This is a genomic window from Geminocystis sp. (assembly GCF_041753295.1).
Classification (GTDB): domain Bacteria; phylum Cyanobacteriota; class Cyanobacteriia; order Cyanobacteriales; family Cyanobacteriaceae; genus Geminocystis.
In genome coordinates this window covers 1-25827 of sequence record NZ_JBGSUU010000068.1, presented here as the reverse complement: position 1 = coordinate 25827, position 25827 = coordinate 1, and the positions used below count along the sequence as shown (strand labels likewise).

19 protein-coding genes are annotated in these 25827 nt (G+C 34.7%); 8 read left to right on the top strand and 11 right to left on the bottom strand.

All coding sequences use genetic code 11. From position 1 onward, the window contains the following. Positions 1–3 precede the first annotated feature (3 nt). The 4 genes from ACEW8E_RS07640 to ACEW8E_RS07625 all read right to left on the bottom strand — a co-directional run bounded on the left by ACEW8E_RS07640 (position 4) and on the right by ACEW8E_RS07625 (position 5404). Positions 4–3636 carry a beta strand repeat-containing protein gene (locus ACEW8E_RS07640; RefSeq protein ID WP_373479748.1) on the bottom strand — a complete coding sequence of 1211 codons (3633 nt, stop codon included), beginning with the start codon at positions 3634–3636 and terminating at the stop codon, positions 4–6. Between the two features lie 229 nt (positions 3637–3865). Next, entirely contained in the window at positions 3866–4069 is a 204-nt protein-coding gene (locus ACEW8E_RS07635; RefSeq protein ID WP_373479747.1) for a phycobilisome linker polypeptide, read from the bottom strand. A gap of 263 nt (positions 4070–4332) precedes the next feature. Further along, the gene (gene apcB, locus ACEW8E_RS07630) at positions 4333–4818 is read right to left on the bottom strand and encodes an allophycocyanin subunit beta (RefSeq protein ID WP_373479746.1); all 486 of its coding nucleotides are present in this window, start codon (positions 4816–4818) and stop codon (positions 4333–4335) included. Between the two features lie 100 nt (positions 4819–4918). Beyond that, on the bottom strand, positions 4919–5404 hold the full coding sequence (locus ACEW8E_RS07625) for an allophycocyanin (RefSeq protein WP_373479745.1): 486 nt from the start codon (positions 5402–5404) through the stop codon (positions 4919–4921). 394 nt (positions 5405–5798) lie between these two features. Between ACEW8E_RS07625 and queA the strand changes: the two genes are divergently transcribed. Continuing rightward, positions 5799–6839: a tRNA preQ1(34) S-adenosylmethionine ribosyltransferase-isomerase QueA gene (gene queA, locus ACEW8E_RS07620; protein WP_373479744.1), complete on the top strand. Its 1041-nt coding sequence runs from the start codon at positions 5799–5801 to the stop codon at positions 6837–6839. A gap of 486 nt (positions 6840–7325) precedes the next feature. Here the strand turns inward: queA and ACEW8E_RS07615 are convergent, their stop codons facing one another. Then, the gene (locus ACEW8E_RS07615) at positions 7326–8036 is read right to left on the bottom strand and encodes a sirohydrochlorin chelatase (protein ID WP_373479743.1); all 711 of its coding nucleotides are present in this window, start codon (positions 8034–8036) and stop codon (positions 7326–7328) included. A gap of 124 nt (positions 8037–8160) precedes the next feature. Between ACEW8E_RS07615 and fabG the strand changes: the two genes are divergently transcribed. Together fabG and ACEW8E_RS07605 are read left to right on the top strand one after the other, a co-directional pair. Then, the gene (gene fabG, locus ACEW8E_RS07610; RefSeq protein WP_373479742.1) at positions 8161–8922 is read left to right on the top strand and encodes a 3-oxoacyl-[acyl-carrier-protein] reductase; all 762 of its coding nucleotides are present in this window, start codon (positions 8161–8163) and stop codon (positions 8920–8922) included. Positions 8923–9287: 365 nt separating this feature from the next. After that, positions 9288–10820, top strand: coding sequence for a calcium-binding protein (locus ACEW8E_RS07605; RefSeq protein ID WP_373479741.1), 1533 nt, complete (start codon positions 9288–9290; stop codon positions 10818–10820). 214 nt (positions 10821–11034) lie between these two features. On the opposite strand, the gene ACEW8E_RS07600 is transcribed toward ACEW8E_RS07605, so the two are convergent. Further along, positions 11035–11823, bottom strand: coding sequence for a hypothetical protein (locus ACEW8E_RS07600; RefSeq protein WP_373479740.1), 789 nt, complete (start codon positions 11821–11823; stop codon positions 11035–11037). A 148-nt stretch (positions 11824–11971) separates the two neighbouring features. Further along, positions 11972–12496: a helix-turn-helix transcriptional regulator gene (locus ACEW8E_RS07595; protein WP_373479739.1), complete on the bottom strand. Its 525-nt coding sequence runs from the start codon at positions 12494–12496 to the stop codon at positions 11972–11974. Between the two features lie 104 nt (positions 12497–12600). Between ACEW8E_RS07595 and ACEW8E_RS07590 the strand changes: the two genes are divergently transcribed. From ACEW8E_RS07590 to ACEW8E_RS07580, 3 genes are all read left to right on the top strand, one after another. Then, entirely contained in the window at positions 12601–14148 is a 1548-nt protein-coding gene (locus tag ACEW8E_RS07590; protein WP_373479738.1) for an efflux RND transporter periplasmic adaptor subunit, read from the top strand. Between the two features lie 68 nt (positions 14149–14216). Continuing rightward, positions 14217–14591, top strand: a complete 375-nt coding sequence (locus ACEW8E_RS07585) for a four helix bundle protein (protein WP_373479737.1) — start codon at positions 14217–14219, stop codon at positions 14589–14591. A gap of 55 nt (positions 14592–14646) precedes the next feature. Then, entirely contained in the window at positions 14647–17781 is a 3135-nt protein-coding gene (locus ACEW8E_RS07580; protein WP_373479736.1) for an efflux RND transporter permease subunit, read from the top strand. 184 nt (positions 17782–17965) lie between these two features. Here ACEW8E_RS07580 and ACEW8E_RS07575 read toward each other — a convergent pair whose 3' ends face one another. Together ACEW8E_RS07575 and ACEW8E_RS07570 are read right to left on the bottom strand one after the other, a co-directional pair. After that, positions 17966–19081, bottom strand: a complete 1116-nt coding sequence (locus ACEW8E_RS07575) for a hypothetical protein (RefSeq protein ID WP_373479735.1) — start codon at positions 19079–19081, stop codon at positions 17966–17968. A 171-nt stretch (positions 19082–19252) separates the two neighbouring features. Beyond that, positions 19253–20230, bottom strand: a complete 978-nt coding sequence (locus tag ACEW8E_RS07570) for a hypothetical protein (RefSeq protein ID WP_373479734.1) — start codon at positions 20228–20230, stop codon at positions 19253–19255. A 101-nt stretch (positions 20231–20331) separates the two neighbouring features. Between ACEW8E_RS07570 and ACEW8E_RS07565 the strand changes: the two genes are divergently transcribed. Both ACEW8E_RS07565 and carB read left to right on the top strand, forming a co-directional pair. Then, positions 20332–20676: a helix-turn-helix domain-containing protein gene (locus ACEW8E_RS07565; protein ID WP_373479733.1), complete on the top strand. Its 345-nt coding sequence runs from the start codon at positions 20332–20334 to the stop codon at positions 20674–20676. Between the two features lie 274 nt (positions 20677–20950). Further along, a complete protein-coding gene (gene carB, locus ACEW8E_RS07560; RefSeq protein WP_373479732.1) occupies positions 20951–24196 on the top strand; it encodes a carbamoyl-phosphate synthase large subunit in 3246 nt (1081 codons plus the stop codon). Between the two features lie 383 nt (positions 24197–24579). Here the strand turns inward: carB and ACEW8E_RS07555 are convergent, their stop codons facing one another. Both ACEW8E_RS07555 and ACEW8E_RS07550 read right to left on the bottom strand, forming a co-directional pair. After that, positions 24580–24852: a CopG family antitoxin gene (locus ACEW8E_RS07555; protein WP_373479731.1), complete on the bottom strand. Its 273-nt coding sequence runs from the start codon at positions 24850–24852 to the stop codon at positions 24580–24582. Further along, the gene (locus ACEW8E_RS07550) at positions 24849–25055 is read right to left on the bottom strand and encodes a toxin (protein ID WP_373479730.1); all 207 of its coding nucleotides are present in this window, start codon (positions 25053–25055) and stop codon (positions 24849–24851) included. Before ACEW8E_RS07550 ends, ACEW8E_RS07555 begins: the two co-directional genes overlap by 4 nt. Positions 25056–25827 lie beyond the last annotated feature (772 nt).

The following is a 25827-nucleotide window of genomic DNA, read 5'->3' as shown; positions in this document are numbered from 1 at the left end:
GATTTAACCAATAATAAAGTCAGTATTGACTAAAGCAGTAGTAACATTACTGTCAAAAATAAAGCCTTCACCACCGATGGTTGCACCATTAGCGTTAAAGAAAACAGTGCCTGTCGCCTGACTATGGACAATACGAGCAGTACTAGATTGAGCTAAATTATCCGTAGCAACAGAAGCAAATTGGCTAGTACTTAAAATATCTCCAATATTACCAGTTAAATTAAAAGTAGTTTTACCCAAGATAAATTTATCCCCTTCACTACGATTAAAGCCTAAAATCTCGTCATTACCAATATTAGGAGAGGAAAAAGCAGTATTTGTAATGTACTGAAATTGATCAGCACCACTACCACCAGTTAAAATATCATTACCCTGTCCACCAATTAAAGTATCGTTACCTTCATTACCCGTAAGAATATCATTACCGATACCACCAGAAAGAATATTATTGGCACTATTACCACCAATATTATTATCTACATCGTTACCAGTACCATTGATATTAGCTAAACCAGTTAGCTGGAGATTTTCTAAATTGGGAATAAGAGTATAAGTGAGAGAAGAAATAACTACATCTGTGCCTTGATTAGCTAATTCGGTAATTTTAACTCCAGTATTGTTGATAATATAAGTATCATCACCTTTACCGCCCACAAGGGTATCAATATTTCCTAAACCATTTAGAATATCATTGCCATCTAAACCGATGAGGTTATTTTTTAAAGCATTACCAATTAAGGTATTATTAAGGCTATTACCAGTACCTTTAAGTGCAGAACCGATCAGAGTCAGATTTTCTACGTTACCCTCTAAAGTGTCATTATTGACGGAAATAAAGGCAGTGTCAATGCCACCAAGACTATCTTCGAGGAAACTGCTTTCGATGATGACATCTCCGAGACTATTTATATAATAGGAATCATTACCTCGTAAGCCAATCATGGTATCATTACCCAAACCGCCATCGATAATATTTAAACCAAAGTTACCTGTAATAACATTATTTAAAGCGTTACCAGTACCATTGAGGTTAGTTGTACTAATGGTAGTACCGACAAAAAGAGTTAGATTTTCTACGTTATCGGTCAAAGTATAATTAACAGTAGTAGTTACTAAATCTGTTCCTTCATTGACTCCCTCCACAACTAAATCTGCAATATTGTCAACTACATAAATATCATTACCGACACTTCCGAATAAACTATCAATTCCCGTGCTACCATCAAGGAAATCATCACCTTCTTGCCCCAACAGAACATCATTTCCTGAGTTTCCGAAGAGAGTATCATTTCCTAGTTGACCATCAAGAGTATTATTTCCAGTATTACCAGTAATAATATTACCAATACTGTTTCCAGTACCATTAATATTGCTAGAACCTAAAAGGGCTAAATTCTCAAAATTAGCGTTTAAAATGTTAGAAACAGTGGATTGAACTGTATCAATACCTTCATTAGCTAGTTCCGTTAAAGTTTCATAAAAACTATCAGTTAAGTAAAGATCATCTCCAGCACCGCCGACTAAAGTATCTTTCCCAACACCTCCTAGTAAAGTATCATTACCCACACCACCAATTAAACTATCATTTCCCACACCACCAATTAAACTATCGTTACCAGCATCACCATTGATGGTATCATTCCCAACGTTAGTAGTAATAGTATTATTAGAAGCGTTAGCAAGAAGGTTAAAGTTTGCTTTACCTAAAAATTCAAAAATTTCAATATTATTTGAAAGGGTATAACTAAGGGGTGTTGTACCAACGTAAGAGGCTTTAACAGTATCAATCTCGGTTACGGAGCTAGAACTTTCTGAAATTACATCGTTATCAGCTGAATTAAGACTAAGATCAATCATATATAGATCATTACCGCTACCACCGATAAGAAGATCCTGTCCTTCTCCACCATCAAGGGTATCATTATTTGCACCACCATCAAGGGTGTCACTTCCTTCATTACCTAATAAAATATTAGTTTGAAAATTACCTTTTGCTTTTGATGCTAGTCCAGCTAAGGTAATATGATTTACAAAACGTTCATCACCCGTATCACTTATGGTATAAAAAGTAACCGTATCAAAATCAACGATAACAAGATCTCCACCAGAGTCGGCAATATCTTCTCGAATGCGATCATTGACACTATCGACATAATAAGTATCATCACCTCGTCCACCAATGAGAAGATCATCTCCTCCTTTTCCGTCGAGGACATTTTCACCATCATTACCAAAAATTTCATTTGCTAAGGCGTTACCTGTGGCCGAAAAATCTCCATTACCTGATAATCTCAGGTTTTCTAAATTGGCACTTAAAACATAGTCAGTATTACTGATAACGGTGTCAATACCACCATTGGCTGTTTCTAAAACCAAATCAACTATATCCCCAGGGTTATCAATAATATAGGTATCATTCCCCGCACCACCTTTAAGGGTGTCAATTCCTCCATTACCATCGAGGGTATCGTTACCTGCACCACCATCAAGAATATTATTGCGATTATTACCTGTTAAATAATTATTTCCTGTATTCCCAGTAGCATTAATTTTTAATAATCCTATAAGGGTAATATTTTCTAAGTTAGCTTGACTAGCAATGGTGTAATTTCCATAGGACACTTGAACCGTATCAAAACCAGCGTTAGCAGTTTCTATGATTTTGTCAGAAGCACTATCGATGACATAAGTATCATTCCCGACACCTCCCACTAAAGAATCTACACCACTACCTCCATCAAGAACATCATCACCAAATCCTCCCAATAGAGTATCTAGTCCAACTCCTCCTGATAAAATATCATTGCCGTCTTTCCCGTCAAGAGTATTGTTTTTATCATTTCCTTGAATAATATTATTAAATTCATTTCCCGTTCCTCTTAAAGCAGTACCCGTTAAAGTTAAATTTTCAATAAAGCTAACACTACCAGGTCCTAGAATATTGAGATCATAATTACCCGTGGAAACTTGAATGGTGTCAATACCTCCTCCATCGGTTTCTCCCGTAATTATATCGAAGGCATCAATTACATAAGTATCATTTCCTGCACCACCGTTGAGAGTATCTGCACCACTACCACCGATAAGAAGATCATCTCCAGAACCACCCAAAAGGCTGTCATTACCAGTTCCACCGTTAAGGGTATCGTTACCAGAACTACCGTCAAGGATATTACTGCCACTATTACCAATAATGTTATTAGCGTTAGTGTTACCTGTACCGTTAATATTACCCGTACCTGTCAAAGTTAAAGATTCGATGTTTGTGGGTAGGGTAGTAGTTACGTTAGATATTAAAGTATCAGTAATTGTACCGAAGGTTGTAGCTAATAATGTTTGAGTAGCAATAACGTTGGAATTATAAACGTTAACAAAAAAACTTTCATCGCCTTCTACCAAAGTATCATTGGTAATGTTAATGGCAATGGTTTTAACTCTTTCCCCTACAGCAAATGTTACGGCGGTATTACTAGCTGCGGTGAAGTCTAAACCAGCAATGGCGGTATTGCTAGAAGTACTATAATAGTATGTTGTGCTAGTCGTTGCGGGGGCGGAAAGTTCAATAGTGAAGAATAACTGAAGATTTTGTCCTTCTACTGCTGAAATGCCATCATTTAAAATATTGATGTTTGCCATAGTCTTAATTTCTTCTATGTATAATCAAATATTATAACACGACATTTTTTATCTTGTATCAGAGTAAATACTTAACTATTTTTAGGGTTTTAGGTATTGACAAAAACAGTAAAATATGCTTTATTAACGTTGTGTAAAGATAGAAAATATATTTTGACAAAAAAAAGAGCAGAATTATCAATTCATACCCTTATTTTTAATATTAAATAATATCTTGGAATTTATGTTTTTAAAGTAAACCAGTATTAGCACCGGGGCGCCCTGTAACTAATTTAACTTTAACAATAGATCCACCCATTTTTTGAATTCTTTGTTGTTCTTTAAACCAGTTATCATAAGGAACTAATTTAGTAAAATAGGTATTTTGTAACTCTCTTTGAGTTCTAATTCTGGTTTGACTTGGTACACAAGCCGTTACTTGAAACATTCTCATGGGGATTTATCTCCTTGATGATTAAATCTCTTTTAAACTTTTTTGTCGAAAATTTAGTTTATATAAAAACAGTTAATTTTTAGTTCTAATTACTCAGATCTAAATCTCAATTTATGTAAAATTTTAATCATAATAGTTAGGAGTCAAGAGTCAATACTAAATCAATTAAGCCTATTTTAGTCTAACTAAACTAGCACTCACTCTGGACATTCCTAACACGATGGTTAAGTTTTAAGGGATTGTTACTAAATAGTAGTAATCAATTAGCTTAAACCAGAGGAGATGTAGTCGAAGTAAACACCCATTTCTTTACCAGCATCAGCACCAACTAAACTAGCGGTAACTTCTTTCATGGCTTGAATTGCTTGGATGGTAGAACTTACAGGTACACCTAAAGAGTTGTAGGTTTCTTTTAAACCGTTGAGTACACGCTCATCGAGGATAGAAGCATCACCAGCTAACATAGCATAGGTAGCATAACGGAGATAGTAATCTAAGTCACGAATACAAGCTGCGTAACGACGGGTGGTGTACATATTACCACCGGGGCGAGTTACATCAGAATATAATAAGGATTTAGCTACAGCTTCTTTTACGATGGTAGCGGCGTTAGCACTAATTACACTAGCGGCACGAACACGAAGTGCACCAGTTTGGAAGTAGCTTTTTAATTTGCCTAAAGCGTTGGCATCAAGGTATTTACCTTGTACGTCGGAGGAGTTGATTACAGCAGTAATTGCGTCTTGCATTGTTGTTTTCCTTTCTTCTTAATTAACTTTTGCTTAGTATTTTGCAGGACTAAAATTATTTAGCACTGATTATAGGGTTTAGGGATTGTTAATCTAAAACCTATTGCATTGCTCCGATAACATAATCGAAATATGCACCAGCTTCACCAGCGTCATCAGAAGACATCAAGCCAGTTGCAACTTCTTTCATTTCACGCACACTTTGAGCTACTGCACCCACGTCAGTACCTAAAGATTTGTACATTTCTTTTACGCCGACTAAACCGATTTCTTCGATAGGAGTAACGTCACCAGCTACTATTCCATAGGTAACTAAACGTAAATAGTAGTCCATGTCACGTAAACAGGTAGCAGTCATTTCTTCACCATAAGAATTTCCACCAGGGGAAACAATGTCAGGGCGTTTTTGGAATAAACGATCTCCTGCTTCTTTTACGATACGCTCACGAGCGCCGCTTAAGGTTTCAGCGATGCGTAAACGAGATTCACCGGAGGTTACGAATGCTTTGATTCTATCTAACTCACCGGGGCTTAAATAGCGTGCTTCTGCGTCAGCATTCACGATAGATTTCGTGACGATACTCATTGATGGATTCCTCCAAACAAAATATTAAATAGTATTTATTAATTTAACCAGAATTTTGATTCCACTGGTCAGGAAGTTTTGAAAATCTTATCTCAAGGATAATTTTTTCTTTTCATCAGTATAACCGACTAAAGTTACAATTCCTGATGATTTTTTTTGGAAGAGGTTTAATTTGTCTTCGCAGATCATTGTGCGATATTAAGTCCACTTTTGCTTAATTTTCTTAATACTTTTTAACATTTGCCAAGGGTGTAAGACAAAAATTTTGGCAGCTATGGGTTATTCATCTTTCAAAATACTTGATATTGACAGTTTTGAGTCTTCCCTTGACAATTAATTTAGCAAGTCAATTTGTTAAGTTATTTTTCTTCAAAATTAATTTCATTGTTTATTTATGAATCTTGATCAACAATTATCTAGTTATGATTATTATTTACCCTTAGAATTAATCGCTCAAAATCCAGTCATTCCTAGAGATACTTCTCGTTTATTAGTGGTAAAGTCTCAGGAGACAATTAATCATCATGTTTTTTCTGATTTGCCCGATTTATTATCCTCTGGAGATTTATTAGTTTTAAATGATACTCGGGTAATTCCAGCCCGTTTATATGGGAAAAAGTCCACTGGTGCGCAAGTAGAAGTGTTGTTAGTGGAAGAGATGGAAAATAATTGTTGGTTGGCTTTGGTAAAGCCGGGTAAGCGTTTTTCTATAGGTAGTGAAATTATTTTTGGAGATATTTTAAAAGCCAGTGTAATCGGTAAAGATGAATCAACGGGAGGGCGTTTTTTACAGTTTGAGGTTAATCCATGTCAGTCTTTTTGGGAGATTTTAGATAAAGTGGGTAATATTCCTTTTCCTCCTTATGTTACGGAGTCTCAAGCTAATCCTCAACAATATCAAACTGTTTATGCTGAAAAACAAGGGGCGATCGCAGCACCTACGGCGGGGCTACATTTTACGGAGAGATTATTAACACAATTAACAGAAAAACAAATTAACATTGCGAAAGTAACTCTCCATGTGGGAATTGGTACTTTTCGCCCTGTAGAAGTAGAAGATATTTTAAACCATGAAATGCACCAAGAATGGATAGAAGTTAATCAAAATACCATTGATGCTATTAAGCAGACGAAAGAAAAAGGGAAGAAAGTAATAGCAGTAGGGACAACAGTAGTTAGGACTTTAGAGGGTGCGTATCAACAACAACAAAAATTAGCACCTTTTTCGGGTAAAACAAATTTATTTATTTATCCTAGTTATGAATTTAAAGTAATAGATGGTTTAATTACTAATTTTCATTTACCTAAATCTAGTTTATTAATGTTAGTTAGTGCTTTAATTGGTAGGGAAAGATTAATGAGTATTTATCAAAAAGCCATTGAGGAAAAATACCGTTTTTATTCTTTCGGTGATGGAATGTTTATCCAGATTTAGGCTGGTTTCATAAAAATTAGCTTCTATGTCGAAAGAAGCCCCACACTTTGTTTTCAACAAAAAATAAATCAAACAAGTGTGGGATGAATTTCGACAGATAAATAAACGTTCTATCTTGTCACAACGGTTGAAAATTGTGATAAGATAAGAACAACCGCACACGGGCGGATAATGGCGATAACCAAGCCATACACATAAATATAATTCTATGATACCGTGTATTTGACTTACGGAACGTGGGGTAAAGCCTATCGTCAGAAAGTAAGACTCGTTACTTCTCGGAGTAAAAAGCATTTCTTTGGGTAGGAAGTCAACACTGTAATTTTAATTCAGTGTGGGTAGTTCACATGAAAGTCACTCATGTAAGAGGTAACAAAGATTATTAGTTATTTTTATTAATTTAAAAATGTATAATTTCTAAATGTTTTAATACTTACCTAACACCTGATACCTCAAATCAACAATTAATCCTATTTTTGCGTAACGTCAGTTATTAATTAATTGTTTTACTATCACTTGTGCTAATTCTTTAGTAGCGCCAAAAGGAGGGATAAAAATTAATTTAGTTTTGGTCTTTTTTGCTCGTAAAACTATTTCTTGTTCAATGGTTTCTGTAATCTTACCAGAAAATAAAAAGTAAGGAACAATAGCTATACTTTCAGGATCATAATTAAGTAAATTATCAATAATATTGGCAAAATAAGGGAAAATTGACCAATAAGCGATATTAGCATTTAATTTTTGAGCGATGGCTTTTATTTCCTGATTTCCTTGGGTAATGCTTGTGCCATGAGAGAGTAAAATGCGGTGAGTGGTAGGCTGTTGTTGATATTTATTTTGTAATAATACCTTTAAATCTTGACTTTTTCCTAAATGGGGCATCAATTCTAGGGGAATAGAAGAAGATAAACGTGCAATTTCGACTTGTTGAGGTATGTCTTGTAAAACGTGAGTGCCTGATAATAAGAATAAAGGTAATATTTTAAGAGTGGCATAACCTTTGATGGCACATTCTTGAGCAAAATCACTAATTTTAACGGATAAAGGTTGATTCTCTAACTCTAAATAAGCGGTAGTTAATAATGGTGAAAATCCTTCCTTACTTAAAAGTAGAGTAATGTTTTCTGTAAGTTTATGTAACTGATGACGATAGTTAGGGTTTCGACTACCATGAACAACAAGAATATAGGCAATCATAATTGACAATTGATAATAGATAATTGACAATAATAAGGGCAATTAAGAATATTGGTTTTACAATAGTTTATCTCTATTTAATTAAATATTACCCATTATTGCTTATAGTTTATTTTTATATAATATGGAATTATTACAGCAAAATTTACAAAGATTAACAGATAAAGTCGCTATCATTACAGGTGCATCCAGAGGTATTGGTAAAGCTACCGCTATTGCTTTAGCCTCTGAAGGGGCGAAAATTGTAGTTAATTATGCTAGTAACAGTCAAGCCGCCGATAATGTTGTTAAAGAAATTATCGAAGCTGGGGGAGATGCCATGGCCATTTGTGCTGATGTATCACAACAAGAAGCGGTAGAAGCTATGTTTAAAGAAACTACCAATAAATGGGGAAGAGTAGATATTTTAGTCAATAACGCTGGTATTACTCGTGATACATTATTGTTGCGAATGAAATTAGAAGATTGGCAACAAGTTATCAACTTAAATTTAACAGGAGTGTTTTTATGTTGTAAAGCCGCTAGTAAAATTATGTTGAAACAAAAAAGCGGTAGAATTATTAATATTTCATCCGTAGCAGGGCAAATGGGTAATGCAGGACAAGCTAACTATAGTGCAGCCAAAGCAGGAGTTATTGGATTAACCAAAACCTTAGCTAAAGAATTTGCTAGTCGTAATGTAACAGTGAATGCCGTCGCCCCCGGATTTATCGAAACTGACATGACACATGGTTTACAAGCAGAGGAAATTTTAAAACTAATTCCCCTTAACCGTTACGGTAAACCAGAAGAAATTGCGGGAATGATTCGTTTTTTAGCTGCTGATAAAGCATCTAACTATATCACTGGGCAAGTTTTTAATGTTGACGGCGGAATGGTTATGTAAATAATTACGAATTAGTAGGGTGGGCAATGCCCACAATCACTACGGTGGTTTACCCATTTGAAAACTGTTGTAAAAATTTCCAGAATTAGAGATTTAGTTACTTAAACTTCCTACAACTTGTATAAAAATAAGTAGAATTTTCTTAATTGTTTTTAGGCTGACTTTTAAAGTTGTTTCCGTTAACGGAAGAATAATTATGATATACTATTCATATAGTTAAATTTACTCATACTTTCAGTTTGCCCATCAATCTAACTGAATTTATAGACAAAAGTAAATTACCAAGCACAAGAGTGAAAGCCTTAAGTTAAACTGTCACCCTCGCTATGGGGTGGACAAAATTACTGAAACGGAAAATAATCAGAATGGCTACTTATAATCTAACTACCAACGGCGATAATCTTATTGGTACTTCTAATAACGATACATTTAATGGAACTTATGATGCTGCGGTAACAGATACCTTTGGTATCAATGATTTTCTCAATGGTGGCATAGGTATCGATACCTTACATATTAATCATCTTTTGGATGTTGCCATCACACCCCCTGATAATCTTTGGACAAATCTAAGAAATATTGAAAATGTTGTGATTAATACCACAGGGAATGGTGCACAAACTATTACTACTGGTGTTAATTTTCAAACAGCATTCGCACCTCTAGGTATAGAATTTACTACAAAAACAACAGGAGCAGGTGCAATTAACCTGACGATGACAACATTCACAGGGGTGGCAAAACTTGAAACAACATCAACGGCAGGTGCTCAAAATATTGTAACGGGTTCAGATGATACTACCGTAACAGCAATATCCGACGCAGGAGCGTTAAATATTAAAGGAGTAGGACTTAAGAATGTTTTTGCAACTACAAAAGGAGCAGGAGCGCAGACTATTGGTGATGGTAGCGGTAATGGTGCAAATCTTGTATTAGTGAGAGCAACATCCGCAGGAGGAGCACAAACTATAACCAGTACCAGTGCAAATCGTGTGGTAGTGAAAGCAATATCAGTGGCGGGAAAACAAATTATTAAAACTGGTGCCGGTGCAGATATTATAACAGCATCAACCACCAGTGCTATTAATACAATTAATACAGGAGTTGGTAATGATAGAGTTACTATCTTAGCTACGACTTCGGGTAGTTACACTATCAGTGGAGGGACAGGTAATGACACCTTAAGAGGTGGAAAAGGCAATGACACTCTAACAGGTTGGATTGGTAATGATATTCTCAACGGTGGTGCTGGAGTTGATAATATGATTGGTGGAGATGGCTCTGATCTATATTACGTTGACATTGCTACGGATATAGTAACGGAAACCAATGCTCTTGTCAGTAGTGGAGGTATTGATAGAGTGTTATCCTCTATTACTTATACTCTACCCTCTCAAGTAGAAAATCTGACTCTAACAGGTAAAGGTAATATCAACGGTAATGGTAATAGTTTGGCTAATCGTATTACTGGCAATATTGGTAATAATAGCCTCAGTGGCGGTGACGGTAATGATACTTTAACAGGTGGCATTGGTAATGATATTTTAACAGGGGGTAGTGGTAATGACTTTTTGACAGGGGGTAGTGGTAATGACTTTTTTAGCTTCAATTCAACATCAGAAAGCATTGATCGTATTAGTGATTTTAGTATAATAGACGATACTTTTTTAGTGAGTCGTAGCGGTTTTGGTGGCGGTTTAGTGATTGGGGAATTAGCTAGTAATCAGTTTACTATTGGTTCATCTGCAACGACTTCCGATCATCGTTTCTTCTATAATTCTAATAACGGAGGTTTCTTCTTTGATGTGGATGGTAATGGTGCAACTTCTGCCGTGGGAATTGCTACTTTAAGTACTGGTTTAACAACCATGACAAATCAGGACATTTCAGTATTTTAATTAGACTTTGCTGAAAAAGTTATAAGTGATCAAGATAGATATTAGGTTTTATGTAAAAACCATTGATTTTAATAGTCTTCTGATTTTTATGCACAAACTAAACCCCTAATTACACAAAGGAAGTAATTTAATACCTCCTTTTTAGCGTCAATTAGTGAAGTTATTACTTATTAGTCAGGCTAATCAACAATTATCTAGTTGAGTTTGATATGGGTTAAGAATCAGGTATAAACAGTTTACTAACCTCATCATAATTCCAAGATAAACCATCAGGATCTCTACTTTGACTCCATAAAGGAAAATCAGCCTCAGATTTACGTTTACCCACCGTGCTAGGATGTACTTCTAAACGTTTTGCTAATTCACTCTGAGTCACAGCATTATTATTAGTTTCTATTTCTACTGTAGAGGAATTTGCCAATGATTCTTCTGTGGGGTTAGGAATGGGAGAAAGTGAAGAAACAGGAGGAATGGCTTGGAGAGGAATTACTGTAGTTGTGGAAGATTTACTAGCTTCGGGGATGTTAGTGACAGATTCAACAACGGTTGTCGGGTTAGAAAATGAAGTGCTTAAATTAGATTCAGGTGCTAAGTCAATATCATCATCTGGCTCACTATCGTCAAATATACTACCTAAAGCGTTGGCAGTTAAGAAATAATAAACAATGCCTTTATTTTCATATAATCTTTTTACTGCACCATATTCTAAGGTTTTTTGTTCCAAATACCAACGGGCAGTTTTAGCATTCAAGTCAGTTTTAGTGGTAAGATCTACCACCGTTAAACAACCTTGATGTGCTTGAATTAATTGATTAAAAATAGGATTGATTTGTTCAGATAGTTGTTTGAAATGGTATCTTTGCCATATTTTATAGCCTAATGCGAAGATAAAAATACCAACGATTACAGGCCAAAAGACAAATAATACTATTGTCATTAACGCTAGAGGCAGTAACACCAAAAGGATACTGTTAGCACCACTATCTATTACTTTTCCAGTCATAGTGTTAAGTGGTTTTATTAATAAAAGACAATAAATCTTCTTGATTTTGTCTAAATACCTGATAATTATAGTTTAAAATTATTTAAAAATCAAAATTGAGTTTTTCACTTTGATAAAAATTTTGACTTCTAATTAATTTTCAGAAATTTCATATTACCGATAATGTTTTGGTTAAATTTGCCCTTTGAATTTTTAACCAGTTAATTTCATCAATGATTGCCCATTTATATCTTTCCCAAGCCTCTAATTGATAAGGATCACTACAAACAAACTCAAAATCTAATTCTTTTTTTTCTAAATATAATTTACAAGTCATGAAACGATGTTCTAATAATTTTAATCTTTCTTGAACTTCTAAATAACTAAAAAAGAAATATTTAATCATAAAACGAGAACGAGAATTAATCCAACTTTCATGAGGATGTTCTAACATTTTTTCATACCATTTCTCTTTACCTTCTGAAGTTATACTGTAAATTTTACGAGGATTATTGTTTTCTTCTTCCGTAAATACTTCAATTAAATGTTTATCTTCTAAACGTTTTAAAAGGGGATAAATTGCACCATAATTGACGCTAATACACCCACTCATAAATAATTCCATTTGTTGTTTAAGACGGTAGCCGTGGAGTGGTTCTTTTTGTAGTAATCCTAGGGTTGCTAACTCTAACATGAATTTTTTAAAATTTATATCAATTTGATATAGTATAATGATATGATAAATTATTAATAAATTATTAAAACTTTGCCATAAAACTTAATCTTTGTGTAACTGATATGGTTAATCCTAAATCTCCATCTCCTGTTGAAGAATCAAATATTGAAGAAGAATTACAAATTTTGTCTTCTCACCAAGAAACTAAGAAAAAAACTTTCTCCCGTTGGAGGTTAGTATTCACCTTAATTTTTCTCACTGTAATAACAGGAGGTGGGGTGAAATGGTGGTTAGCTAGTAACAATAAAGAAAATAAGCCTCCAGCAAGGGCGATGACTGGGCAACCTCAAGCTATACCCGTTAAGTTAGAAACTGTCACTAGCAAATCTTTAGAAGATAGTAGTACTGTAATAGGAACTTTAGAAGCTACTAAGGGTGTTACGGTTAAGTCGGAAGTAGATGGAAGAATTACTCAAATTTTAGCTAGTGAAGGAATAACAGTTCAAGCAGGGGAGGTAATTTTTGCTTTAGAAAGTAATGAATTACAAGCAGATTTAGCCCAAGCACAAGCTCAATTACAAAATGCGGAGGCTCGTTTAGCACAATTACAAGCAGGAAGCCGAAAAGAAGATATTGCGGAGGCTAAAGCAGAGTTAAATCAGGCGAAGGCAAGGTTAAATAATGCTCAAGGAGGCGCTCGCCCTGAAGAAATTGCTCAAGCACAAGCTCAAATCGAGTCTGCTAAAGCGGAGTTAGAGTTAGCGGAGGATCGAGTTACAAGATATAAAAAGTTACAAGAAGAAGGAGCTATTTCTGAAGATCAATTTGCGGAAAGAGTAAAAACTCAACGACAGGCTTTATCCTCCTTAACGGAAGCACAAAGAAGGTTAGATGGTTTAACTAAAGGTAGAAAAGCTGATGTCAAAGAATTGAAAGCAACCGTAGAACAAGCTACACAGAATTTGAGAAGATTAGAAAATGGAGCGAGGGTAGAAGAAATTGCTCAAGCCCAAGCAGATGTATCACAAGCAAAAGCAAGAATAAACTCTATTGATGTGAGAATCAAAAAAACTGATATTACCGCACCTTTCACAGGAATTGTGGGAGATATACCGATCAAAATTGGAGATTATGTCGATTCTGGGGATGATTTAACTACTATCACCCAAAATAATATCTTAGAGGTGAATTTCTCTATTCCTTTAGAAAAAGCAAAAGACTTGAAATTGGGTTTACCTGTGGTTATTTTAGATAGTCAAGGCAAAGGGGTATCATCAGGAAAAATTAGTTTTATTTCTCCTAATGTAACGGCTAATACTCAATTAGTTTTGGCTAAAGCTACCCTTGAAAATTCATCACAAAACCTGTTCAATCAGGGTTCAGTTCAAACAAAAATCATTTGGAATGAAGGACAAGGTATTGTTGTACCTGCCACGGCGGTGTCTCGTCTAGGAGATAAAACATTTATTTTTGTGGCACAACCCATAGAAAATTCTACTCCTGAAAAACCCCAATTTATCGCTCGACAAACTTTAGTTACTCTCGGTAGTCTCCAAGGTAATGATTATCAAGTTTTGGATGGTTTAAAAGTTGGCGATCGCATTGTAACCGCAGGAATTATGAACTTAAGAGATGAAACTCCTATTATGGAGATAGGAGATGGGAGATAGGAGATAGGAGATGGGAGATACTAAATCTTAGTCAAAAAATTAGAGTGCTATCTATCGTAAAAAAAATAATGAATAATCAACCTGCTAAAACTTTTCAAGATTTGATTGTGTGGCAAAAAGCTCATCAATTTGTTTTATCTGTTTATCGTCTTACTCAAAATTTTCCCTCTTCTGAAACTTACGGATTAACCTCTCAATTAAGAAGAGCATCTGTCTCAGTTCCAGCTAATATAGCAGAAGGCTTTAAAAGAAAAACTTTAGCTGAAAAAATAAGATTTCTGAACATAGCTGAAGCATCCCTAGAAGAATCTCGATATTATTTAATTTTAGCCAAAGATCTCAATTATGGTAATACAGAAATATTATCAATAGATCTTAATGAAGTAAGTAAATTACTATATTCTTACTCTAAGACAATTGAAACTCGTAACCAAAAATCTTAAATTTTATTCTAATTACTCCTATCTACTGTCTCCTATCTCCTAACTCCTAATATATATGTTTGTAGATTTTTTTATTAAACGCCCTGTTTTCTCCACTGTTGCAGCTCTAATTATCCTTTTAGTTGGTATGATTAGTATTGTTACTCTACCAGTTGATCGTTTTCCTGATATTAGCCCGACTCAAATTCAAGTTACTGCCCGTTATGAAGGTGCAGATGCGGAAGTGGTAGAAAATACCGTCACGAACATTCTTGAAAGACAAATAAATGGGGTAGAAGGTTTAAAATATATTTCCTCTACTAGCAGTAATGATGGCACTAGCAGTATTATCGCTACATTTGAAGCTAATCGCAATAAAGACTTAGCGGCGGTGGATGTGCAAAATCAAGTATCTATCGTGGAATCTCAATTACCTGATAGTGTAAAAAGAACAGGAGTTAGCGTCAGTAAGCAATCTAATAACATATTGATGGGTTTTGGTTTGTTTAGCGATAACAAAGAATACGATAATACTTTTTTAAGTAACTTTGCGGATCGCTATATAATTGATGCCATTAAAAGAATTGAAGGGGTTGGTAATGTTAGGATTTTTGGTGAAAGACGTTATGCTATGAGGTTATGGCTTGATCCGAATCGGTTGGCAAGTCGAGGATTAACCACTACGGATATAACTAGAGCGTTATCAGAGCAAAATATTCAAGTTGGGGCGGGGAAAATAGGGGCTGAACCAGCACCCCAAGGACAAGAGTACCAATTAGATTTAAAAGCTGTTAGTCAACTTGTTTACCCAGAGGAATTTGAAAATATAATCATCAAAACCGATGAAAATGGGGGTATAGTTCGCTTTAAAGATGTCGGTAGGGTGGAACTTGGTTCTCAGGATTACGGGGCTTTCTTACGCTTTAGGGGCTTAGATGCGGTGGGTATTGGTATCTATCAGTTACCCGGTTCAAATGCTTTACAGGTGGCAAAAAAAGTTAAGACAGAAATGGAGATTTTATCAAAAGAATTCCCGACAGGTATTCAAGCAAAATTAGCCTTTGATACCACGGCATTTATTGAAGAATCCATGAAGGAAGTAGTTATCACCCTTTTAATTTCTATCGGTTTGGTGGTGTTAATTATCCTCGTTTTTCTCCAAGATTGGCGCACAACTTTAATCCCTTCTTTAACTATTCCTTTATCTTTAATCGGTACATTTGCCTTTGTTAAAGTCTTTGGTTTTTCTATTAATACCCTAACTTTATTCGGTTTAACCCTTGCGACTGGTTTAGTGGTAGATGATGCCATCGTGGTAGTGGAACAAATTCACCGTTATATCGAGGAGAAGAATATGGAAGCCCATGAGGCCGCTAGTGAATCGATGAAACAGTTATTTGGAGCGGTTATTGCCACTTCTTTGGTGTTGATGGCGGTATTTATTCCCGTTGCTTTTTTCCCCGGCACAACGGGAGCGTTATATCGTCAATTTGCTTTAACTATAGCCTTTTCTATCCTTATTTCAACTTTTTTAGCCTTAACCCTCACTCCTTCTTTGTGTGGTTTACTCTTACGCAAAGGGCAACATCCTCCAGCTTGGTTAGCACCCATTTTCAACACTTTTAATCGCTTTCTCGACTGGGTAACTCAAAAATATGATCAATCTTTACGATTATTAACTCACCTGAAACTATTTGTGATTGGTATTTTTATTGTTTTAATCGGTTTTACTGGGTGGTTATACGCAAAAACTCCCACGGCTTTTTTACCAGAAGAAGATCAAGGATACTTTATTACCATCATTCAAGCCCCAGAAGGAGTATCTTTACAATACACTAGCGAGGTAATGAAAAAAGTAGAAGCTGAAATGTTACAAATGCCTGAAGTGTTGGCTACCTTTGCCATTGGTGGTTTTAGTTTTGGTGGTAGTACTCCTAATCAGGGAATCATTTTTACTCCTTTAAAACGTTGGCGTGAGCGTAGTAATCCTGATCAAACGGTACAAGCTATTACTGGTAAGCTCTTCGGTAAATTTGCCATGATTCCCGAAGCTCGAATTATCCCGATTAATCCTCCAGCTATTCAAGGTTTAGGCACTTTTGGAGGTTTTTCTTTCCAATTACAAGATCGTCGTATCAATGTTGATTTAGAATCAATGGTAGCGACAATGGGACAATTCTTGGGAGTGGCGAATCAAACCGAGGGATTACAAAGAGTTTTTACTCAATTTGCCGCTAATAGTCCTCAATTATCCATTGAAGTTAACCGAGAAAGGGCGAAACTTTTGGGAGTTGATTTCGATGATATTTTTACTACCCTACAAACTGCTTTAGGTGGCGAATATGTCAATGATTTTTCCATGCAACAACGCACCTATCGAGTATATTTACAAGCTGATCAACAATTTCGCTCAAATCCTGAAGATATTAATAAATTATACGTTCGTTCAAGCAATAATCAAATGATTCCGTTATCGAATTTAGTCACCGTCAAATCTGTTACTGGTGCGCAAAAGATTCAACATTATAACCTTTTCCGTGCCATTGAAATTAACGGCTCAACTGCCCCCGGATTCAGTTCAGGACAATCTATTACAACAGTAGATAATTTAACCAAACAAGTTTTTCCGCCTGGATTTGGGTATGAATGGACGGGTATTTCATTAGAAGAAATTAGTGCAGGAAATTTAGCCTTAATTATCTTTAGTTTAGGATTGTTATTTGTCTTCCTAGTTTTAGCGGCACAATATGAAAATTATATCGATCCTTTGATTATTATGTTAGCTGTTCCTCTTGCTATATTAGGAGCATTATTAGCCCAAATGTTAAGGGGATTTCCTAATGATGTTTATTGTCAAATTGGGTTAGTTATGTTAATCGGATTAGCTAGTAAAAACTCAATCTTAATTGTGGAATTTGCCAACCAATTACGGGAAGAAGGTTTACCCATTGTTAAAGCAGTTATTGAGGCATCAAAACAGCGATTAAGACCGATTTTAATGACAGCAATTTCAACTTTAATTGGTATTTTCCCCCTTGTAATTGCTACGGGGGCTGGGGCTGGAAGTCGTCAATCTTTAGGGACGGCAGTTTTTGGTGGAATGTTAATTGCTACTTTTTTAAGTTTATTTCTTGTGCCAATTTTATATATAGTAATTAAAAGTGGAAAGGAGAGATTATTCTCTAATAATAAGCTCAAATTAGTTAAATAAATTAACTGTTAAAGCTAGGGCAAAAAACAAAGAGTAAATAGATTTTAATTGACTTAAGCTATACAAAAATTTATTTTCACTTTTGCTGATTAAGTGTTTTTGATCTTTGATGGAAATGAGATATTTATAAGATGTCTTTAAAAGTCCCCAGTATTGGGGATTTAGGGGAGCGAATCATTTTTAATTATTTACTTTTAGCTTGATTTTTAGCTTGTTCGAGAGCCACTTCTTTCATGGCTTCAAAAGAGTTACGATTAGATGCTCCTTCGATGGCTTTTACCGCTAAATCTTGGACTTGTTTTAAGGCAGAATCTAGTTGTTGTGACAAGTTATTTAAGCGATTTTCGTTACTTAAAATAGTTGATTCTAAGGCTTGTATTCTGAGTTGATAATTTTGGGTTTCTCCCTCAATTTCTTTCTGTCTTAAATCGGTTTTTATTTTTGCTTGATAATTACCAATTCCTTTACCTTCTTCTTTAGCTTTTTTAATTTCTGTCTCTAATTTTGCCTCAAATTCTTCTACTTTTTGTTTGGCGATCGCATATTCTTTTTCTCGATTACTAAGATCTTTTTCTCGATTTTCCCATAATTTTTCTTGTTGTTGACTAACTTCTTGTAAATCTTTATAAAGTTGATTTAATTCTTGTTCAAAATTTTCTTGATCTAGTTGTCTAGTTAAGGTTAAATTATATTGATATTCTTCATTTTCTCGTTGTTTATTTTTAAGATAATTATCGTTACGAAGTTTAATTTCTCGTTGTTTATTTTCTTGTTCTTTTAGCCATTCTTTTTTCAGAGTATCTAACTCTTGTCCTAAAATTTCTTGTCTTTGATTATACTCATTAAATAAACTTTTAGTACTCTCATCATAAGTAGCTAATAAATTATTTAAAGTATCATCTTCAATAGTTTCTAAATCGTGTAATTCTTGCAGTTGATTTAACTCTAATTGAATATTATTTTCTAACTTTTCTAAACTAGAGGCTTCAGTAATTAATTGCTCCGAAAGTTGACTAACAGCACTACCAAAACCTATTTGTAACTGTTCTAAATTTTGGATGACTTGTTCAATATTATTAATTTTATTCATAGAGTTTAAAGAAAGATTTTCAGGAGGTTTAGGTACAGATTTTACGGGAGGATTATTGACTATTTTTTGGGCATTTTCTAAGGCTTTTTGTTGTACCTGAGATTGTTTTTGCCCTAATTCAACTTGCTTTTGTAAATTAGATTTTTCTTGCTCTAATTCTTGATAAGCTGCTAAAATTTCTGCTTTGGTACTTTTAGAATTAATTGCCATATTTTTAAGTTTTTTATTGTTAATGAAGTTCGTTTTTAAGACTTAAGTTATTTATTCTACTTGCTCCCTTAATCCTTTAATTTTGAAAGCTAGAAGTGATAAAAAGATTGTTTTGTAAGTCTTTAATATTGACCTAATTATCGCCAATATATCCCTAATGAGTTAGGAGAATTAATTATTAGGTTGAAAAGCTCTTAAAGCTAAATTTTGAGCCTGATTAGTTGCGTTTTGAAGTTGTGTAATAATGGCTTCTATTTGTTCAGTTTGTTGCTGAATTTTTGCTTCTAAAGATAATAGTTTAAATTCATAACCTTGTTTAGTTGATTCCCATTCTTTTTCCAGTAAATTAACTTTAACTTGAGCTTCTCTATCAGCTTCTTTAATAGCTTCACCACGAGCTTTATTTACTTCTGTTTTAATTTGCTCTTCAAAACCTTCAATTTTTTTCTGATTACTATTAAATTCTTCTTCTTGACTATTTAAAATAGTTTCTCTTTCTTGCCAAAGTTTATTTTTATCTAAATCTGTTAACCGTAATTCTCTTTCTTGATTTCTTTTTTCTTCTTCATATTGATCACTTTTAATTTTTCTTCCTATTTCTAATTGATAGTTAAAATCAGCTTCTAACTCTTGTCTTTGTTGAGTTAAAAGTTCTAATTCTTCAGCTATTTTTATGGTAAATTCTGCATCTTCTTTTTCCCAGTTTTTACGGAATTTTTCTTTTTGTAAAGTTATATTATTTTGTGCCGTTTCAATTTGAGTTTCAAGAGAAGTTAATCTTTCTTGATGTTCTTGTCTTAAAATATATAAAGCATCAGCAACTAAACGAACTTTTTGCAATTCTGCTAACTTTTCTGTTTCAACAGTTATGGCTTTTTTTAGCTCTATTAAAACCTCAGATTCTGTTTGTAATCTAGTTGCTATTTCTTTAGTTAAATTACTAAAATCTAACTGTAAAGTAGCCATACTATTAACAATATTATTAACGGTATAATCAGCGACTTTGGTTAATAAAGCCTTATTTTTTTCCTTCTCTACGGCTTCTTCCTTTGTTTCAACTTTCGACTGTTTTAGTTGATATTGTGCGAATAATTGCCCAAAAGCTAACATAATTTGATCTTTACTTTCTTTAACTTCAACTTGACTCATAATAGCAAACTTGACTTTTTATTCAACATGACATTATCATGATAACTAATGTTGATTTTTTCGTCAACTAAAGTATTGGTTTTTTGTTCAAGGAGAAAAAAATGATAGAAATAACAGATTTTGGGATGTTAATAAAAGAAGCAAGAAAACAAAAAGGCTATACCCAAAGGCAGTTAGCGAAAAAATTAGGCATTGATTTTACATACCTTTCTAAGTTAGAAAATAGTCGCCCTGATTATGCACCAAAAGAAGAGTTAATTAGGAAATTAGCAGAGTATCTTAATTTAGATGAAGAGGAGTTAATCTTTTTAGCAGGGCGTATTCCTTCACAAGATGAGGACTTAATTAAGCAACATTATCAAAATATGCCTTTATTATTTCGACGCATGAGGGAAAATCCCGAATTTGCCGCTAAAATATTTCAACAAGCACAACAAGACAGTTAATAATTCTTCATGGTTACTTGAGTCAACTATAAAATATTCGTTGGTGTAAAGGGTGCATAGCAAAAGACAAAGGCATAAAACCCGAAACCAGCTACCTGCTAACTAAAACCTATTCTCATCAGATATTCAAAGTATAGAACTGAGGTATAGTTAAAATAAAAACCTTCTGTCATAAAATCTGGATAAACAAATCGAGAATTTATTTACTGATTAGATTACAATGATCGAGATCATCTAAGTTCGATATAAACTAAAGAGTTAAAGCGATAAATCTATGCCACGTCGTGAAGATATAAACAAAATTCTTATTTTAGGTTCAGGACCGATTGTTATTGGACAAGCCTGTGAATTTGACTATTCTGGTACACAAGCCTGTAAAGCGCTACGAGAAGAAGGGTATGAAGTAGTATTAGTTAACTCTAATCCTGCCACTATTATGACAGATCCTGAGACGGCTGAACGTACTTATGTTGAACCTATTACCCCCGAAATTGTCGAGAAAGTAATCGCAAAAGAAAGACCTGACGCACTCTTGCCGACAATGGGAGGACAAACTGCTCTTAATACCGCCGTATCTTTAGCAGAATCTGGAGTGTTAAATAAATATGGCGTTGAATTGATTGGCGCTAAATTACCTGCGATAAAAATGGCCGAAGACAGGGAATTATTTAAAGAAGCCATGGCAAGAATTGGTGTGCCAGTATGCCCTTCAGGTATTGCTAGTAACTGGGATGAAGCTAAAGCAGTAGGGGAAGAAATTGGTTCATATCCTTTGATTATACGTCCTGCTTTTACCATGGGTGGTACTGGTGGAGGTATTGCTTATAACCAAGAAGAATACGAAGAAATGGCAAAATTTGGGATTGATGCGTCTCCCATGTCTCAGATTCTCGTGGAAAAATCTCTTATTGGTTGGAAGGAATATGAGTTAGAAGTGATGCGAGATTTGGAGGATAATGTAGTGATTATCTGTTCCATTGAAAATATTGATCCTATGGGAGTCCATACTGGAGATTCTATCACCGTTGCCCCCGCTCAAACTTTAACCGATAAAGAATATCAACGTTTAAGAGATTATTCTAAGGCAATTATTCGAGAGATTGGAGTAGAAACAGGAGGTTCAAATATTCAGTTTTCCGTTAACCCTCTCAATGGTGACGTTATTGTCATTGAAATGAACCCTCGTGTATCTCGTTCTTCTGCTTTAGCATCAAAAGCTACAGGTTTCCCTATCGCTAAATTTGCCGCTAAATTAGCCGTTGGTTACAGTTTAGATGAAATTTCTAACGATATTACTAAGAAAACTCCTGCTTCTTTTGAGCCAACCATCGACTATGTTGTCACTAAGATTCCTCGTTTTGCTTTTGAAAAATTCCCCGGCTCATCTTCCACTTTAACTACACAAATGAAATCTGTAGGGGAAGCTATGGCGATCGGGCGCACTTTTGCTGAATCTTTCCAAAAAGCCCTAAGATCTCTCGAAACTGGTCGTTTTGGCTTTGGCTGTGATAAACATGAATCTTTACCTACTTTATCGCAAATTAGCTCTCAATTACGCACTCCTACTCCTGAAAGAATTTTTAGTGTTTATCATGCTTTAAGATTAGGGATGACGGTAGAACAAATTTACGAATTAACTGCCATCGATCCTTGGTTTTTGGATAAAATGCAGGAAATTGTTGATATTGAGAAGTTTATGAGACGAACTTCTTTACAAAAAATTACTGCCCTTGAAATGCGTTTTATTAAACAACACGGTTTTAGCGATCGCCAAATTGCTTTTGCCACCAAAACAACGGAAGACGAAGTGAGAGATTTCCGTAAATCTTTGGGAATTTTGCCTATTTATAAATTAGTTGATACTTGCGCAGCAGAATTTGAAGCCTTTACTCCTTATTATTACTCCACCTATGAAGCAGGGGAAAATGAAAGTATCCCTACCGATAGACGCAAAGTCATGATTTTAGGAGGTGGCCCTAATCGTATCGGTCAAGGTATAGAATTTGATTATTGTTGTTGTCATGCTTCTTTCTCTCTTCAAGATGCTGGTTTTGAAACCATCATGGTTAACTCTAACCCTGAAACCGTTTCCACTGATTACGATACTAGCGATCGCCTTTATTTTGAACCGTTGACAAAAGAAGACGTATTAAACATCATCGAGGCGGAAAATCCTGAAGGAATAATTATTCAATTCGGCGGACAAACTCCCCTAAAATTAGCACTACCGTTGAAAAACTATCTTGCAGATCCTAATACTACCGTAACCACTAAAATTTGGGGTACTTCTCCTGATTCTATAGATACTGCTGAAGATCGAGAAAAATTCGAGGCGATTTTAGATGAATTAGAGATTAAACAACCACCCAATGGTATCGCACGGAGTTTTCAAGAATCGAAAATCATTTCTAACAAAATCGGTTATCCTGTGGTAGTTCGTCCTTCTTATGTACTTGGTGGTCGTGGTATGCGGATTGTTTATAATGATGCTGAGTTAGAACAATACATGAAATATGCTGTGGACATTGAGCCGGATCATCCTATTTTAATCGATAAATTCCTGCAAAATGCCATCGAGGTGGACGTTGATGCTATTTGTGATATGACAGGACAAGTCGTTATCGGTGGTATTATGGAACATATCGAAGAAGCAGGAGTACATTCGGGAGATTCTGCTTGTTCAATTCCTTATATTACTCTTTCTGAAACCACTGTCAACACTTTGCGTACATGGACAGAAAAACTGGCACAATCCTTAAAAGTAGTGGGTTTAATGAATATTCAATATGCTGTACAAGGAGACACTTGTTACATCTTAGAAGCTAACCCTCGAGCATCCCGTACTGTACCCTTTGTGTCGAAAGCCATAGGACGGCCTTTAGCAAAAATTGCTTCTTTAGTGATGTCGGGTAAAACTCTTGAGGAGTTGGGAGTAACAGAGGAAATTATCCCTAAACACGTTGCAGTTAAAGAGGCAGTGTTACCTTTTAATAAATTTGTAGGTACAGATACTTTACTTGGTCCTGAAATGCGGAGTACTGGGGAGGTTATGGGCATAGACAGGGATTTTGGTAAGGCATTCGCTAAAGCTGAAATAGGTGCTGGAGTAGCAATTCATACATCAGGTACAGTATTTATTTCGATGAATGACAGGGATAAAGAAGCCATTGTACCCGTAGCTAAAGACTTGGTGGACTTGGGCTTCAAGATAGTTGCGACAGGCGGTACTAAAAAGGTATTACTTGATCATGGAGTCAAAAACGTTGAATTAGTTTTAAAATTACACGAAGGTCGCCCTCATGTAGTTGATGCTATTAAAAATAAGCAAATTCAATTCATTATCAACACTCCTAATAGTGAGGAAGAAACCCAAATGGACGGGCGTAAAATTCGGCGATCAGCTTTAGACTATAAGTTACCTATAATTACCACCATCGCTGGCGCTAAAGCAACGGTGGAGGCAATTCGTTCTTTACAGTCAGAACCTTTACAGGTTAAGGCTTTACAGGATTATTTCTAAGGCTCTTTTGGTGGGGCGGTGCTGACTGCCCTACTGTTACAGTCGATCAATTTCCTCTTACCAAAATTTGATACTAATATTATTTTATTATTTACTTATCAGTCTCAGGTTGTCAATTTATGCACATTTTAAAAAGAAATTTTTAGAACTATTAATAAATACTTTATTCGAGATAAACATTGATTTAAAAAAGTCGCTTTAGCAGACTTCCGCTATTAGCTTTGTCAATTTATTGCAAAGCGGTTTATGATGTAATCCCATTAACTAATTGAAGGAATTTTGATGAGATTTTAGGGAGGTTCGATCGATGAAAGGGGTGCAGTTCGATCGAACTCTTGAAATTGAATGACAAAATAATTTGTGATCAATAAATTATAAACTTTTTAATCTTGGGATTCTACTAATCTACCCGTAACAAATTTATGTAAAATACTAGAAATTAATGTTTGATAAGGTATTCCTTCTTCGATCGCTTTTGTTTGAATTGCCTCTAAGTCAAGGGAAGATAATCTTAATGTAATTCGCTTGTCTTTTGCTAGATTTGCTTTTGCGTAACTTTGTATTTGCTGAAGACGTGTAACATTTCCTACCGACTCCCATTCGTCATTCTCAAAGGAGGCTAATAAGTCTTTTTCATCATTGTTTAATTTATTCATAAATCTTTATCTAAATATTGTTTTGTCGCTTTTCGAGAAGGAATAATTGTTTTAAAAAAAATTTCAGTTTCCGTTTCCACATAAGGAATTAGAAAGCAATAATTTTGTATTTTGACGATCATTAACCGTTGATTAGGATATTTTTCTTGATTAGGATGGATATAGTCGTCTAAAAGATTACCTTGATCGATACTCCCTAACACAGTTTCAAAGGAGATTCCCCTTTCTCTTATTAATTGTTTATTTTTATCCTGATTTCATCTAACAACTTTGATAGATTAATTTTACATTTTTTGTCTGTAGAATGTCAATGTTAAAATAGTCAGTTATTAGTAGATTATATATGACTACTTTTTAAGCTTGATCGATAATAAAATTCCATTAATTAATTGAAGTTTGATGAGATTTTATGATACCTGAGTTCGAGATTAAAAATCTTTTAAAATAAAGGCGATGGAGTAATAATTGTTCAAATTTTAGGTATAAAAAATAATTAAATAAAGGTAAATAATAGCAAAAAATAAATTGTTCATAAGTTTAAATTAATTCTTCTTACTATTTCCCCGTTTCCCTTTATCTCCTATCTCCCTATTATACTAAAATTTTATGATTCACTCAGGTTAATTAATGTCTAAAAATTTTAAAAATTGTGACATAAATATTATTTTGTAATCCTTTGTCAGTAAACCTAAATTATTTCATTTATCACAGGCGACTCGAAAGCCAATTAATTTACCTTTAAATTGTGGCAAAGTCCAAAGTCTAACTCCTGCACGACAATAATAAGCGGTATCGTCCCAAGATCCTCCTCGTATTACCCTAGGTAAATCTTTGTCTGGCGTTGCTGAATTAAAGTATGATTTTTAGATAAGGTGATGCCGAAGGCACGCTACGCGCACGTATCTTTATTACTCTCTTAAATTATCACAGAGGCGTGCTGTGTACCAGAGCCGACGAGCGATCGCTCGTAACTTG

What these genes read in the sequence shown, in the direction of transcription:
- ACEW8E_RS07640 (WP_373479748.1), bottom strand. Translation starts at nt 3,636, where the DNA reads ATGGCAAACATCAATATTTTAAATGATGGCATTTCAGCAGTAGAAGGA.
- ACEW8E_RS07635 (WP_373479747.1), bottom strand. Translation starts at nt 4,069, where the DNA reads ATGAGAATGTTTCAAGTAACGGCTTGTGTACCAAGTCAAACCAGAATT.
- apcB (WP_373479746.1), bottom strand. Translation starts at nt 4,818, where the DNA reads ATGCAAGACGCAATTACTGCTGTAATCAACTCCTCCGACGTACAAGGT.
- ACEW8E_RS07625 (WP_373479745.1), bottom strand. Translation starts at nt 5,404, where the DNA reads ATGAGTATCGTCACGAAATCTATCGTGAATGCTGACGCAGAAGCACGC.
- queA (WP_373479744.1), top strand. Translation starts at nt 5,799, where the DNA reads ATGAATCTTGATCAACAATTATCTAGTTATGATTATTATTTACCCTTA.
- ACEW8E_RS07615 (WP_373479743.1), bottom strand. Translation starts at nt 8,036, where the DNA reads ATGATTGCCTATATTCTTGTTGTTCATGGTAGTCGAAACCCTAACTAT.
- fabG (WP_373479742.1), top strand. Translation starts at nt 8,161, where the DNA reads ATGGAATTATTACAGCAAAATTTACAAAGATTAACAGATAAAGTCGCT.
- ACEW8E_RS07605 (WP_373479741.1), top strand. Translation starts at nt 9,288, where the DNA reads ATGGCTACTTATAATCTAACTACCAACGGCGATAATCTTATTGGTACT.
- ACEW8E_RS07600 (WP_373479740.1), bottom strand. Translation starts at nt 11,823, where the DNA reads ATGACTGGAAAAGTAATAGATAGTGGTGCTAACAGTATCCTTTTGGTG.
- ACEW8E_RS07595 (WP_373479739.1), bottom strand. Translation starts at nt 12,496, where the DNA reads ATGTTAGAGTTAGCAACCCTAGGATTACTACAAAAAGAACCACTCCAC.
- ACEW8E_RS07590 (WP_373479738.1), top strand. Translation starts at nt 12,601, where the DNA reads ATGGTTAATCCTAAATCTCCATCTCCTGTTGAAGAATCAAATATTGAA.
- ACEW8E_RS07585 (WP_373479737.1), top strand. Translation starts at nt 14,217, where the DNA reads ATGAATAATCAACCTGCTAAAACTTTTCAAGATTTGATTGTGTGGCAA.
- ACEW8E_RS07580 (WP_373479736.1), top strand. Translation starts at nt 14,647, where the DNA reads ATGTTTGTAGATTTTTTTATTAAACGCCCTGTTTTCTCCACTGTTGCA.
- ACEW8E_RS07575 (WP_373479735.1), bottom strand. Translation starts at nt 19,081, where the DNA reads ATGGCAATTAATTCTAAAAGTACCAAAGCAGAAATTTTAGCAGCTTAT.
- ACEW8E_RS07570 (WP_373479734.1), bottom strand. Translation starts at nt 20,230, where the DNA reads ATGAGTCAAGTTGAAGTTAAAGAAAGTAAAGATCAAATTATGTTAGCT.
- ACEW8E_RS07565 (WP_373479733.1), top strand. Translation starts at nt 20,332, where the DNA reads ATGATAGAAATAACAGATTTTGGGATGTTAATAAAAGAAGCAAGAAAA.
- carB (WP_373479732.1), top strand. Translation starts at nt 20,951, where the DNA reads ATGCCACGTCGTGAAGATATAAACAAAATTCTTATTTTAGGTTCAGGA.
- ACEW8E_RS07555 (WP_373479731.1), bottom strand. Translation starts at nt 24,852, where the DNA reads ATGAATAAATTAAACAATGATGAAAAAGACTTATTAGCCTCCTTTGAG.